This window comes from Rhodococcus mengyinensis, assembly GCF_048381435.1.
Classification (GTDB): Bacteria; Actinomycetota; Actinomycetes; order Mycobacteriales; family Mycobacteriaceae; genus Rhodococcus_F; species Rhodococcus_F opacus_D.
Genome location: NZ_JBLWIT010000137.1, coordinates 32,438 through 45,505 on the forward strand (window position 1 = coordinate 32,438; position 13,068 = coordinate 45,505).

The 13,068-nt window shown below is 69.5% G+C and carries 9 protein-coding genes; 3 read left to right on the forward strand and 6 right to left on the reverse strand.

From position 1 onward, the window contains the following. Positions 1-76 precede the first annotated feature (76 nt). Genes recC through recD form a run of 3 tightly spaced genes read left to right on the forward strand, consistent with a single transcriptional unit; the run spans position 77 to position 8,510 of the window. On the forward strand, positions 77-3,337 hold the full coding sequence (recC, locus tag ACNJ7E_RS34235) for an exodeoxyribonuclease V subunit gamma (protein ID WP_418341977.1): 3,261 nt from the start codon (positions 77-79) through the stop codon (positions 3,335-3,337). After that, positions 3,295-6,645 (forward strand): UvrD-helicase domain-containing protein, encoded by a 3,351-nt coding sequence (locus tag ACNJ7E_RS34240; RefSeq protein ID WP_418341978.1) that lies wholly within the window; start codon positions 3,295-3,297, stop codon positions 6,643-6,645. Before recC ends, ACNJ7E_RS34240 begins: the two co-directional genes overlap by 43 nt. Next, entirely contained in the window at positions 6,642-8,510 is a 1,869-nt protein-coding gene (recD, locus tag ACNJ7E_RS34245; protein WP_418341979.1) for an exodeoxyribonuclease V subunit alpha, read from the forward strand. Before ACNJ7E_RS34240 ends, recD begins: the two co-directional genes overlap by 4 nt. Here the strand turns inward: recD and ACNJ7E_RS34250 are convergent. The 6 genes from ACNJ7E_RS34250 to ACNJ7E_RS34275 all read right to left on the reverse strand — a co-directional run bounded on the left by ACNJ7E_RS34250 (position 8,428) and on the right by ACNJ7E_RS34275 (position 12,960). After that, a complete protein-coding gene (locus tag ACNJ7E_RS34250) occupies positions 8,428-8,958 on the reverse strand; it encodes a DoxX family protein (protein WP_418341980.1) in 531 nt (176 codons plus the stop codon). The genes recD and ACNJ7E_RS34250 overlap by 83 nt on opposite strands. Before the next feature lie 16 nt (positions 8,959-8,974). Then, positions 8,975-9,466, reverse strand: coding sequence for a DUF4188 domain-containing protein (locus ACNJ7E_RS34255; RefSeq protein ID WP_280782114.1), 492 nt, complete (start codon positions 9,464-9,466; stop codon positions 8,975-8,977). A 132-nt stretch (positions 9,467-9,598) separates the two neighbouring features. After that, a complete protein-coding gene (locus ACNJ7E_RS34260; RefSeq protein ID WP_317568423.1) occupies positions 9,599-10,093 on the reverse strand; it encodes a pentapeptide repeat-containing protein in 495 nt (164 codons plus the stop codon). A gap of 336 nt (positions 10,094-10,429) precedes the next feature. Continuing rightward, the gene (locus ACNJ7E_RS34265; RefSeq protein WP_280782112.1) at positions 10,430-11,158 is read right to left on the reverse strand and encodes a hypothetical protein; all 729 of its coding nucleotides are present in this window, start codon (positions 11,156-11,158) and stop codon (positions 10,430-10,432) included. A gap of 1 nt (position 11,159) precedes the next feature. Next, a complete protein-coding gene (locus ACNJ7E_RS34270) occupies positions 11,160-12,542 on the reverse strand; it encodes an L-serine ammonia-lyase (RefSeq protein WP_280782111.1) in 1,383 nt (460 codons plus the stop codon). 4 nt (positions 12,543-12,546) lie between these two features. Then, positions 12,547-12,960 carry a glycine cleavage system protein H gene (locus ACNJ7E_RS34275; protein ID WP_280782110.1) on the reverse strand — a complete coding sequence of 138 codons (414 nt, stop codon included), beginning with the start codon at positions 12,958-12,960 and terminating at the stop codon, positions 12,547-12,549. Positions 12,961-13,068 lie beyond the last annotated feature (108 nt).

Sequence of the window (13,068 nt, forward strand, 5' to 3'; positions counted from 1 at the left end):
TGCAGAGTGGGCCTCCCGAGTCGGTGGGGTGTGGTAAGTCTGAGCCGACCGGAGTTGGGGAGCGAAGGGAGGCCACGTGCTCGTACTGCATCGCGCCGAGCGTTCCACCACTCTCGCGTCGGCTCTCGGCGACGTGCTCGCGACCCCGCTGTCCGATCCGTTCGCCCGGGAGGTCGTCGCCGTCCCGGCGAAGGGGGTGGAGCGCTGGCTCACCCAGCGACTCTCGACCGCGCTCGGTGCCCGGCCCGACGTCGGCGACGGGGTGGCCGCCAACATCGACTTCCCGTCCCCGACCCGGCTCGTCGACGAGTGCCTCGCCGCCGCCACCGGGGTGTCCGCCGACGACGACCCGTGGAACTCGTCCCGGGTGCTGTGGGCGTTGCTCGGCGTCGTCGACGACTGCCTCGGTGAGCCCTGGTGTGCCGTCCTCGCGAAACACCTCGGGCACGGTGTCCCGGACCGCGACCCGGACGATCACCGGCCGGGCCGGCGCTACGCGACCGCGTCCCACCTGACCGATCTGTTCCGCAGTTACGCCGCACAGCGGCCGGCGATGCTGGTCGACTGGGCCGGTGGCCGCGACACCGACGGTGCGGGTGGTCCACTCGACGACGACCTTCTCTGGCAGGCCGAACTGTGGCGGCGGCTGCGCGCGAAGATCGGCGGCCCCGCTCCCGCCGAGCGGCTCGACTCCGCTTGCGCCCGGCTGCGAGCGGAACCGGATCTCGTCGAACTCCCCGCCCGACTGTCGCTGTTCGGTCCGACGCGCCTCGCGACCGATCAGATCGCCGTCCTCGCTGCCCTGGCCGTCAATCGTGATGTGCACCTGTGGCTTCCGCATCCGAGTCCGGCCATGTGGTCGTCGTTGTCGACGGCAGACAGTGTTCTCGCACGCGCCGACGACCACAGCGCGCTGTCCGTCGCCCACCCGCTGCTGTCGAGCCTGGCGCGGGACGTCCGCGAACTCGAGTCGAGGCTGACCCGCCTCGACGTCGACGACCTCCACCACGAGGGGCCTGCGCCCCGCGACTCCCTGCTGGGGTGCCTGCAGGCGGATGTCCGGGACGACCGGGCGCCCGCGCTCGCCGAGTGCACGGCCGACGCGTCCGTCCAGGTCCACGCCTGTCACGGACCGGCCCGCCAGGTGGAGGTCCTGCGCGAATGCCTCCTGCATCTCTTCGAGGACGATCCGACTCTCGAACCGCGTGACGTGCTCGTCATGTGCCCCGACGTCGAGTCGTACGCCCCGCTGATCCGGGCCGCGTTCGGGCAGGACGTGCTCGGGCATCCCGGCCATCGCCTCCGGGTCCGCCTTGCGGATCGTGCCCTGCACCAGACCAATCCGGTTCTCGCTGTGGTGTCGACTCTCCTCGAACTCGCCGACGCGAGGGTGACGGCGAGTCAGGTCCTCGACCTGTCGGCGGCCGCGCCGGTACGCAGGCGGTTCCGGTTCGGCGACGACGACCTCGAACGGATCCGGGAGTGGGCGACCGCGACGGGCGCCCGCTGGGGTATCGGTCCGCGGCAGCGCGCCGCATTCGGTCTCGGCGACTTCCCGCAGAACACGTTCACCACCGCGCTCGACCGCATCCTGCTCGGCGCCGCGGCCGACGAGTCCGAAGGCGAATGGCTCGCCCTGGCGCTGCCGCTCGACGACGTCGACAGCAACGACATCGACCTCACCGGGCGGCTGGCCGAATTCGTCGACCGGCTCGACGTCGCGCTGCGCGGACTCGGCGGTCCGCAGTCGGTCGCGGATTGGTCGAGCGCGCTCACCCGGGCACTCGACCTCCTCGTCGACGTCAGCGCCGCCGACACGTGGCAACTCGCGCAGGCGCGACGAGAACTCGGGGCGGCGATGGAGCACGGCGGCGACGCGGTCCTGCGACTGTCGGACGTGCGCGCCATGCTGGCCACCCGGCTCGCGGGCCGCCCCACCCGCGCGAACTTCCGCACCGGCGAGTTGACGGTGTGCACCATGGTGCCGATGCGGTCGGTGCCGCACCGCGTGGTCGTTCTCCTCGGCCTCGACGACGAAGTGTTCCCGCGCGGGGTGAGCGTGGACGGCGACGACGTGCTGGCCCGTAATCCGCTTCTCGGCGAACGTGATCCGCGCAGCGAGGACCGGCAGCTGCTGCTCGACGCCGTGATGTCGGCGAGTGAGAAACTCCTGCTGTTCTATACGGGCGCCGACCCCGTCACCGGCATGTCCCGGCCGCCGGCGATCCCGCTGTCCGAGCTGCTCGACGCGGTGGCGGCCACCGTCGGCAGCGATGCCCTCCCCGGCGTCGTGACCCGGCATCCGTTGCAGCCGTTCGATGCACGCAACTTCCGGCCCGGGCACCCGTTCAGTTTCGATCGGGCGGCGCTGGCCGGTGCCCGCGCCGCGCAGCACCCGCCCGAACCGGAGCCCGCATTCCTGCCTGCGCCATTGGTGCCGCCGCCGCTGGGGGACGTCGATCTCGCGGACCTCATCGCGTTCCTGGTGCACCCGACGCAGGCGTTTCTGCGGCAACGGCTCGGGTTGCGGGTCCCCGACGTGGACGAGGACCTCGCCGACGCACTGGAGGTGTCGCCCGATCCGCTGGCCCGGTGGGATCTCGGCCAGAGGATGCTCGTCGCGAGGCTGACGGGAGTCGAACTGGCCGACTTCCGCGCCGCGGAGTGGCGCCGCGGGACGTTGCCGCCGTTCAAGTTGGGGGAGTCGGTGCTCGGTGGAATCGAGCACGCGGTCGAGTCGCTCGTCGCCGTCAGCGGGTCCGTGCACGTCGGGCGGGCGGAAACCGTGGACGTCGATGTCGATCTCGGCTCCGGACGGCGCCTCACCGGCACCGTCGGCGGGGTGCACGGGTCGGTGATCGCGAGCACCACGTATTCGAAGTTGGGGCCGAAACACCGCCTCGCAGCCTGGGCGCAGTTGCTGGCGCTCGCGGCGTCCGACAACGAGACCGAGTGGACTGCCGTGACGACCGGCCGCGGCGCGTACAGCCGTCCGGCGTGGCGCTCGACCCTCACCGCACCCGAAAACGCACTCGAGGAGTTGGTGCGACTCGTCGAACTGCGCGATCTGGGGCTGCACGCGCCGTTGCCGATCGCCACGGGCGCGTCGGCGGCCTATGCCGAACGACGCCACGGCGGCAGCAGCATGGAGGACGCGATCGAGGCGGCCCGGAAGGAATGGAGCAGTGACTTCGGTGACTCACGCGACCGGCACATCACGTACGTGTACGGGGTTTCGCCCGGGCTCGACGTCCTCGGCGACACGGTGACCATCGAGAATTACGCCCGGCAACTGTGGGCGCCGCTGCTCGCCGCCGAGACGTTGGCGCAGCCGTGACCGGCGCGCGAGGCTTCGACCTCCTCGGTCCGCTGCCGGAGGGTACGACGGTGCTCGAGGCGAGCGCCGGCACCGGCAAGACGTACGCGATCGTCGGCCTGGCCGCCCGCTTCGTCGCCGAGGGAGGCGTGGACCTGTCCCACCTGTTGCTGGTGACGTTCAGCCGGGCGGCCACGCAGGAGCTGCGGGAACGCACCCGTGAACGATTCGGTTCCGCCGCAGCCGCATTGGCCGATCCGGCAGCGGCACGGCTGAGCGCGGATCAACTGATCCGGCATCTCGCCGAAGCCGACACCGACGAGGTGACGCTACGGCGCCGGCGCCTGCTGCAAGCACTGTCGGACTTCGACGCCGCCACCATCGTCACCACCCACAGCTTCTGCCAGCGCATGCTCGACGGGCTCGGCATCGCGGGCGAACGCGACCCCGACACCGTGCTGGTCGAGGCCGCCGACGACCTCACGACGGAGGTGATCGCCGACCTGTACCTGCGGGCCTACAGTCGCGTCGAGTCGGCGCCGTTCACGCCGGCGGAGGCCACCGCGGCCGCCCGGGCCGCCATCTTCGACCCACAGGCCGTGCTTGCCCCGGAAGATGCGCGGGGCACCCCGGCCGGGGACCGGGTGGCGTTCGCCGAGGCGGTGCGCGCCGAAGTCGAACGGCGCAAACGCGCAGTGGGTCTGCGTGACTTCGACGATCTCCCGATGCTGCTCCACCGCGTCCTCAGCGATCCCGAGCACGGTGCGGCGGCCTGCCGGCGAGTCCGCGAACGCTACGGCGTGGTGCTCGTCGACGAGTTCCAGGACACCGACCCGCTCCAATGGGACATTCTGCGCCGCACGTTCCACGGCAGCGGAACGCTGGTGCTCGTCGGCGATCCGAAGCAGGCCATCTACGCGTTCCGCGGCGCGGAGGTGCTCAGCTATCTGGACGCGGTGCGGTCGGCCGACCGCCACCAGGAGTTGACCACCAACTGGCGCAGCGATCAGGAACTCCTCGACGGGCTCGAATATCTGCACGGCGGGGCCGCGCTCGGGCATCCCGAGATCGTGGTGCACCGCGTCGACGGTGCGAGACCGAAGTCGCGTCTGACGGGTGCCGTGCCGCTGCGGCTGCGGTATCTGCCGAGGACCGGCGCCGGGCCGATCAACAAGTCGGGATACCCCGCGGTCGGGCCGCTCCGGAAGCGGATCGCGGCCGACCTCGCCGCCGACATCGTCGCTCTCCTCGACGGCGGCGCGACACTCGACGTCGGGGGGAGCGCCCGACTCGTCGAACCCGGCGACATCGCCATCCTGGTGCGCACCAACGCGCAGATCACGCTGGTCCACGACGCCCTCGACCGGGCGGGTGTGCCGTCCGTGCTCGCCGGTGGGGCCAGTGTCTTCACCACTCCGGCTGCGCAGCACTGGCTCTGGATCCTGCAGGCCATCGAGCAACCGCACCGGTCCGACCGGGTGCGGCTGGCCGCGCTCACCCCGCTGCTCGGACACACCGCCGAGGAACTCGACGCCCGCGGCGACGACATCGTCGCCGAGGTCGGCGGGCAACTTCGCGAGCTCGGCGCGGTGTTCGCGCAGTCCGGTTTCGCGGCGCTGTTCGAAAAACTGTCCGCGGTCGCCGCACTGGAGGCGCGACTGCTACGGGTGGCAGCGGGTGAGCGGGCACTGACCGATCTCCGGCACGTGGCGCAGTTGCTCAACGGTGCCGCCGTCGAGCAGTCGCTCGGTCTGACGGCCGTCACCCGCTGGCTCACCGAACGGATGAAGGATCCGTCCTCGGGTGGGGTGGACCGCAGCCGAAGACTCGACAGCGACGCCGCGGCGGTGCAGATCGCGACCGTCCACGCCAGCAAGGGCCTCGAATTCCCGCTCGTGTACCTGCCGTACGCCTGGGACGCCGCCAAGATCTCGAAACCGAGCAAACTGCTGCTGCACGACGACGACGGACGACGCATCCTCGACGTCGGTGGTCCGGGCAGCCCCGGATACGCGGACCGCAGGAACCGGCACGACGCGGAAGAGGCAGGGGAGGAGTTGCGGCTGCTGTATGTCGCGGTCACCCGGGCGATGTGCGGGCTCGTGGTGTGGTGGGCACCGGCGTTCACGACGGCGGGCGCGCCGCTGCACCGGATAATCCTGGGACGGCAGCCCGGGCAGCGGGAGGTCCCGCAGAAGGTCACCGTTCCCGAGGATCCGGTTGTCGCGGAACGGTTGTCCGCGTGGGGGACGGCAGCTCCGGAGACGGTGACCGTCGAGGCGGTGGGTTCCGACCCGATCGTGCGGGTCGGGTGGACACCACAGCGTGAGCCCCGCGGAGACCTGGAAGCCGCCCGCTTCCGGCGGCTGCTCGACACGCGCTGGCGTCGCACGTCGTATTCGGCGTTGACGGCATCCGCGCACGACGCGCCCGCGGTGGGCAGTGAGGCCGAGGTCGAGGAGAAGACGGACGAACCGGACGAACCTCCGTTGCAGGCGGCGGCCGACGTGACTTCGGGGGTGCCGTCGACGATGAACGAACTGCCCGGCGGCGCGACGTTCGGCACGCTCGTGCACGCGGTCTTCGAGATCGTCGACACCGCGGCACCCGATCTGGACGAAGAAGTGCTGCGTTGCTGCCGTGACGTGATTGCGTCGACGCTGTCGGACGTCGACCCCGCCCAGCTGGCGACGGCGCTGCTGCCCGTGCTGCGGACTCCCCTCGGCGCGGGGGACGAGCCGACTCTCGCCGACATCGCCCCCGCAGACCTGCTGGCGGAGCTGGACTTCGAACTGCCGCTCGCCGGCGGCGACACACCCTCGCTCACCGTGATGCTCGACGGCGTCGGCAAGCTGCTGCGCACCCACCTTCCCGTCGACGATCCGCTGCGGTCGTACGCCGACGCCGTGCAGACACTCGAACCGACCCCGCTGCGCGGATACCTCACCGGCAGCATCGACGCCGTGCTGCGACTGCCCGGACCGCGATACGTCGTGGTCGACTACAAGACCAATCGCCTCGCGCAGGGCGACCTCACCACCGCGCACTACACCCGCGAGTGCATGGCCGCCGAGATGGTGCGGGCGCACTATCCGCTGCAGGCATTGCTGTATTCCGTTGCGTTGCATCGCTACCTGCGCTGGCGGCAACCGAACTACGATCCGGCGGTGCACCTCGGTGGCGTCCAGTACCTGTTCGTTCGCGGAATGGTCGGCCCCGGCACCCCGCCCGGCTGCGGAGTCTTCGACTGGGCACCGCCCGCCGCGCTGATCACCGAGCTGTCCGATCTGCTGTCCGGGTCGGCCTCCGAGCGCGAGGGGACGCGATGACCGAGGTGCAGGTGGCGCAGCGCGGCAAGGGGATGCTGCGGGTGTTCAACGAGGCCGGTGTGCTGGCCGCCGCGGACGTGCACGTCGCGTTGCGGTTGTCGGCGCTCGGCGGCGAATCCTCGGAAGACGTCGTACTGGCCACCGCGCTGGCAGTGCGCGCGGTGCGGTCCGGCTCGGTGTGCCTGGACCTGACGCGGATCCGTGAGGTGACCGTCGACGAGGAGTCCGAAGTCGATCTCGACGCACTGCCCTGGCCGGACGACGGCCTCGTCGTCGAGGCACTGCGGCGGAGTCCGCTGGTCATGGGTGGTTCGGCGGGACCGCTGCGACCGCTCCGGCTCGTCGACACGGCCGAGGGCGGGCTGCTCTACCTCGACCGGTACTTCCGGCAGGAAGCGACCATCCGGCGGGTACTCGACCAGCGCGCCGTCGGGCATCCCCTCGTCGACGAGCAGTCGCTGCGGGAGGGCCTGGACGCGTTGTTCCGCGACCAGAACGACGACGGGGAGCCGGCCCCGGCACCGGACCGGCAGCGGATCGCCGCCGCAGTGGCCGCCACACAATGGACGTCAGTGGTGGTCGGCGGACCCGGAACAGGCAAGACGCACACCGTCGCCCGGGTGCTGGCGCTGCTGACCAGGCAGCCAGGGCCGGGTCTCCGGATCGCGCTCGCCGCACCCACCGGAAAGGCCGCGGCGCGGTTGCAGGAGTCGGTGCGCGAGCAGTCCGACGCACTCGGGTTGCCACCCGACCTGACTGCGATGACGCTGCACCGGCTGCTGGGCTGGCAGCGCGGCCGTGGCAGCCGGTTCCGCTACAACGCGAACAATCACCTGCCCTACGACGCGATCGTGGTCGACGAGACGTCGATGGTGTCGCTGACGATGATGTGCCGACTCCTCGAGGCGGTCCGCCCGGACACCCGGCTGGTGCTCGTCGGCGACCCCGATCAGCTGACGTCCGTCGACGCGGGCGCGGTTCTGGCCGATCTCGTGGCCAGGCCGGTGACGGGAACCGAGAATCCGGTGCTCGCCAGGATCGTCGGCGATGACCTGGAGGCGGCCGACGACCCGCTCGAAGCCGCCTTGAGCGCTGGGGAACGGGACAGGTTGCGGGGCGGAGTGGTCCGGCTCAGCCGAGGGCGGCGGTTCGGCGGTGGCATCGCTCAGCTGGCCGTCGCGGTGCGGAAGGGTGAACCGGACGAGGTTGTGAAGATCCTGTCGAGCGGTTTCCCCGAGGTGTCGTTCCACGGTCCCGAAGATCTGGACGCACTGCGGGCGGACGTGGTGGGGACGGCCGCCGCGGTCACCGAAGCCGCGGAATCCGGCGATGCCTTTGCTGCACTGCGGCATTCGGAGGAGCACCGGCTGTTGTGCGCGCACCGGGAAGGTCCTTACGGCGTGCAGCGGTGGGCGCGGCAGGCGGTGGAGTGGATAGGGGAGGCGACGGGGCAGCGGCTGAACCCGGATCGCTGGTATCCGGGCCAGCCGCTGATGGTGACTGCCAATGATCACGAAACGAAGATCTACAACGGCGACACCGGGGTGATCGTGCGCCGCGACGACGACGAACTCGTCGCCGCGTTCGTGCGGGGCAACGAACCGTTCCTGTTGCATCCGACGCATCTGTCCGCGGTGCAGACGGTGTACGCGATGACGATTCACCGCAGTCAGGGCAGCCAGTACGACACGGTGTCCGTGGTTCTTCCCGGCGAGGCGTCGTCGCTGCTGACTCGCGAATTGCTGTACACCGCCATCACCCGGGCACGAAAGCACGTGCGGATCATCGGGTCCGAGGATGCAGTGCGGGCGGGAGTACAACGCCGGGTGCTGCGGGCGAGTGGGCTTCGGAGGGCGATTCCGTAGCCCGGCTCCGCCGGTAGGCGATCACGACGGCGAGTGTTGCCGACACGAAGACGACCTGCAGGAGTGTCCGGGGGATCAGGGCTTCGAACGGTCCCGTCGAGAGTCCCTCTACGGCGGCGTACACGTTCGCCGGGAACATCAGGATGAGCAGGGCGGTGAGGCAGCCCGCCGCCCACGGCGCAGTGCGTCGTATCAGCAGTCCCGCGGCGCCTGCCAGTTCGAGCAGACCGGTCACGGTCACCAGTAGCTCGGGGTTCGGCAGCGACGGCGGGACCATGGCGACGAGTTCCGCACGCATCCCCACGAAATGGGCCATGCCGGTCAGCGTGAACATGGCCGCGAGTCCGCCCCGCAGGGCAACAGGCCACGGCCGGAGCCGGCGCACACCCGCCGCACCTGCGACGAGGAGTGCCAGAGTGACGGCAACGAGGGCGATCAAGGGTTCCATGGTTTCTCCTGAATGATCACTGTTCGTGGGTGTTGTTACTGCGGGACAACCGGTCTCGGGCGCGGCTGAACTTCTGTGTGACGGGCACACGTGCGGTGGCGCGGGCCAGGCCCATCGCCGGCGTGCCGACGTAGATCGACTCGGCATGGTCCACCGGATAGGTCTCGTGCCAGACGCCGACCGCGCCGGGGGCCTTGCGGGCACGCCGGTTGAATGCGCCCCACGCCGGACGATGCTTCGCTTGGCTGTCACTGGCGTAGGCGTACAGCTTGTCGACGGAATTCCAGTACTGGACCACTGTCGGGCCGCGCCCCTCGAACGTCAGGCGGTAGCCCATCAGACCCGAATCCGGGTCCTCGGACAGTTCGCGCAGCATCCTCGGCATCGCGAGGAAGGTGGGCAGCCACAGGTCCGGTCGCCAGGGTCGGTTGATGGTCATCCCGATCAGGAAGACCACCAGTTCGCCGTCGTAGTGGTGCGTCGAACGGGTGGGGTCGATCGTCGTCATCGGATGCCTCCCAATGTTGGATACCGATACTATCTAATAGTGGATAGTGCGGGTATCCAATGTCAAGGGGTGTGGGCATACGAAAACCCGGACCGCGCAGTGCGCGGCCCGGGTGAATAGGTCAGGAGTGGTTTACGGAGCCGGAAATGTCGGTGTCACCGGGACGACCGAGGCGAGTGCGCGCTCGTGGGCGTCGGTGGACCATTCGGGTTCGGTCGTGATGTTCATGTCCCCGACGATCGTGCCGAAGATGTCGATGTCCGTGCTGTACAGGATTACCGCGTTGCGCTGCGAATCCGTGAAGTTCGTGCCGGTGATGTTCGCGTCGCTCAGATCGGCGTACGACAGATTCGCGGCGGCGAAGTTGGTGCCGGTGAGGTTCGCCCGTGTCATGTTCGCGCCCGACAGGTCGGCGAAGCTCAGGTTCAGGCCCGCTAGATTCGCGGACCTCAGATCGGCGCCGGGGCAGGTCGTGCGATCGCCGGGGTTCGGATTCGCCACGATCTTGCAGCCGTTGATCTCGGTGAGGACGTCCGCCGTGGCCGTCCCGGCGCCCGCGCTGAGTGCGGCACCCCCGGCCAGCGCGACCGCGCCCAGTGTCAGAGCCCTGAAATGTGTCCTGCTCATGCCGGACCGCCCCCTCGCGTAGAACCTCAACCGTCATCGCCGAACTTAGTGCCGGGCGCCCTGCGCCGCACGGGGAATGGCGACACCTGCACGTCGGCCGAGCGCCGCGAGACGCAGACGCACCCCTTCTCGGTAGACGCACCCGTTCCAGGGCTCGAAAAGGGGTGCGTGGGCGCAGAAGGAGTGCGTGTGTGGGAGGGCGGCGCGTTCGCGTCCGCGATCCCACGGCTGCGACGCAAACGCACCCTTTCTCGGCAAACGCACCCCTTCTGGTGCCCGAATAGGGGTGCGTCTGCATAGAAGGGGTGCATACGCTGTAGCGCTGCGGGAGAACGGTCACCCCGAGCGGCCGCGGACGTTCGTCGACACCGTGCTCGCGGCCGCGCAGTAATCGCCTCGCGGGAGCAGGTGCGCGGCGGCCGTCCGCCACGGGGCGAGCAGGGTGTCGAAGTGTGCGCTGGTGAAGTCGTGCCGCCCCACTAGATCGGACACCGCGTGCGCGGCTGCCGCGTCGCGCACCGCGGTCGCGATGTCCGCGCACAGTTGCTCGTCCTCGCGCACTGTCGCCTCGTCCATGAAGTGCCGTTCCCACGCGGCGTCCTGGGCGCGGTACCAGGATTTGATCCGGCCCGCGTCCCAGGCCGCCTCACGTGCGCACGCCCAGGCACCGAGCCGTCGGCGGCTGTCGACGACGCTCCTCGTCCGCGTCAGCGCACCGAAGTGCCCGTGCAGGAGGGCTGCCGCTTCCACGGCATGTCGCACGACGTCCTGCCAATTCGGGCCGAAGCTCTGCTCGCATTCGTGTTCCGTCACGGCGAACGTGTCGAGGGTGGACAGCGCGTCGTCCACGACGTCGACGTGGAGAAGGTACGAGCCGGGCAGCTCACGTCGGCTCAGCAGCTGGAACGCGACGAACGCGTCGCCGCGGACCGGGGCGCAGTGCACGAGGACGTCGAGCACCGACAGCCGGGTCTCCGGCGCGTAGTCGCCGGGCTTCGGAACCGGGTGCCGCCGGATGAACTGGGCGGCGCGGGCAGGGAGCAGGCGAAGTTCGTCGGTGATCATGTCAGCACTCGACATAGTTGACCGGGACGTTGACGGCCAGACCACCGGTCGACGTTTCCTTGTACTTCGACAGCATGTCTGCGCCGGTCGAGCGCATCGTCTCGATCACCTGGTCGAGGCTGACCCGGTGGGTGCCGTCGCCGCGCAGGGCCATGCGAGCGGCGTTGATGGCCTTGCCCGCCGAGATCGCGTTGCGTTCGATGCACGGAATCTGCACCAGCCCTTCGATGGGATCGCACGTGAGACCGAGGCTGTGTTCCATCGCGATCTCCGCGGCATTCTCCACCTGTTCGATTGTGCCGCCGAGGATCTCCGCAAGCCCGGCAGCGGCCATGGACGCCGCGGAACCCACCTCGCCCTGGCAGCCGACCTCGGCTCCGGAGATCGACGCGCGTTCCTTGTACAGCGATCCGACGGCGCCGGCGGCGAGGAGGAAGCGGATCGCGGTGTCGTCGGGATCCGACTTCCCGGCCGGGGTGTAGTGAACGGCGTAGTGCAGCACCGCGGGGATGATGCCCGCGGCCCCGTTGGTCGGCGCGGTGACGATGCGGCCGCCGGATGCGTTCTCCTCGTTGACGGCCAGGGCGACGAGGTTGACCCAGTCCTCGGCGAATGCGGTATCACGGTGCGGATCTTCCTGATCCAGGCGGAGATACCAGTCCCGTGCCCGCCGGCGCACGCGCAGGGCGCCGGGAAGAATTCCGTCGCGCGCGATCCCGCGCTTCTCGCATTCCACCATGACGTCGCGGATATGGAGGAGCCGTTCGTAGATCTCCACGGTCGACCGCGTTTCGCGTTCGAACTGGAGCATCACGTCACTGATGGTGTAGCCGTGGCGGGCCGCGACGTCGAGGAGTTCCTTGGCGGACCCGAACGACAGACCGCCGGTGGCGGGGCGGGGCGGCTGTGCGCTCTCCGCTTCGGTGACGACGAAGCCGCCGCCGATGGAAAAGTAGGTTTCGCTGTGGATCTCGACGCCGGCGGCGGTGGACGCGGTGATCCTCATCCCGTTCGGGTGCAACGGCAGGATGGTCAGCGGATGGAGGACGATCTCGTCCTCGGCGAGTGCGACGTCGTGCGAACCGCCGACCCTGATGCGCCGGGTGCTGCGCATCTCCTCGAGACGTCGTTCCATTTCCTCGGTCTCGATCTTCTCGGGAAAGTACCCCTCGAGCCCGAGCAGCACCGCGGACATCGTCCCGTGGCCCGCTCCCGTGGCTGCGAGCGACCCGTACAGGTCGACGCGGATGTCCGCCGTTGCGTGCAGGGCGTCGAGGGCGCGGAGGTCGGAGACGAACCGTGCGGCGGCGCGCATCGGTCCGACGGTGTGTGAACTCGAGGGGCCGACGCCGACGGAGAACAGGTCGAACACGCTGATGGTCATGGGATTACACCGCCTCACTGAGTTCGTTCGCGTATTGCGCGGGGGTGAGAAGTCCGTAGGCGGACGACGTCGGCGAGGGGAGGACGGCGAACAGCCAGCCACGGTGGAAGGGGTCGTCGGCGACGAGTTGCGGGTTCTCGGCGGCGTCGGTGTTCGTCATCGTGACGAGTCCGCTGATCGGCGCGTACACCGTGACGACGGTCCGGGCGGACGTCCACACGAGGGCGCAAGGCGCGCCTGCCTCGATCGTGCTGCGCACTGCCGGAAGTTCCAGTCCGACCACCTCGACCTCGTCGAGTGCGGTGTCCGTGACCCCGGCCCGGAGCGGGTAGTCGGCGAAGCTCTGTCCCGGTGCGAGGGCCAACCAACTGTGCGTTGCCGTGAACCGTCGATCCGAGGGAATCTTTCCAGCTCTCATGCCTTTTCCTTTGACAGTCGGGCGTTGTGGTCGCGGAGTCGCGCTGTGATCCAACAGGTCTGATATTGATATATCAGTATGTGTCATAACAGTAGGTCAGGCGTGAGG

Excerpts from the sequence above, each read along its gene's own strand:
- recD (WP_418341979.1), top strand. The coding sequence starts at position 6,642 with ATGACCGAGGTGCAGGTGGCGCAGCGCGGCAAGGGGATGCTGCGGGTG.
- ACNJ7E_RS34250 (WP_418341980.1), bottom strand. The coding sequence starts at position 8,958 with ATGGAACCCTTGATCGCCCTCGTTGCCGTCACTCTGGCACTCCTCGTC.
- ACNJ7E_RS34255 (WP_280782114.1), bottom strand. The coding sequence starts at position 9,466 with ATGACGACGATCGACCCCACCCGTTCGACGCACCACTACGACGGCGAA.
- ACNJ7E_RS34260 (WP_317568423.1), bottom strand. The coding sequence starts at position 10,093 with ATGAGCAGGACACATTTCAGGGCTCTGACACTGGGCGCGGTCGCGCTG.
- ACNJ7E_RS34265 (WP_280782112.1), bottom strand. The coding sequence starts at position 11,158 with ATGATCACCGACGAACTTCGCCTGCTCCCTGCCCGCGCCGCCCAGTTC.
- ACNJ7E_RS34270 (WP_280782111.1), bottom strand. The coding sequence starts at position 12,542 with ATGACCATCAGCGTGTTCGACCTGTTCTCCGTCGGCGTCGGCCCCTCG.
- ACNJ7E_RS34275 (WP_280782110.1), bottom strand. The coding sequence starts at position 12,960 with ATGAGAGCTGGAAAGATTCCCTCGGATCGACGGTTCACGGCAACGCAC.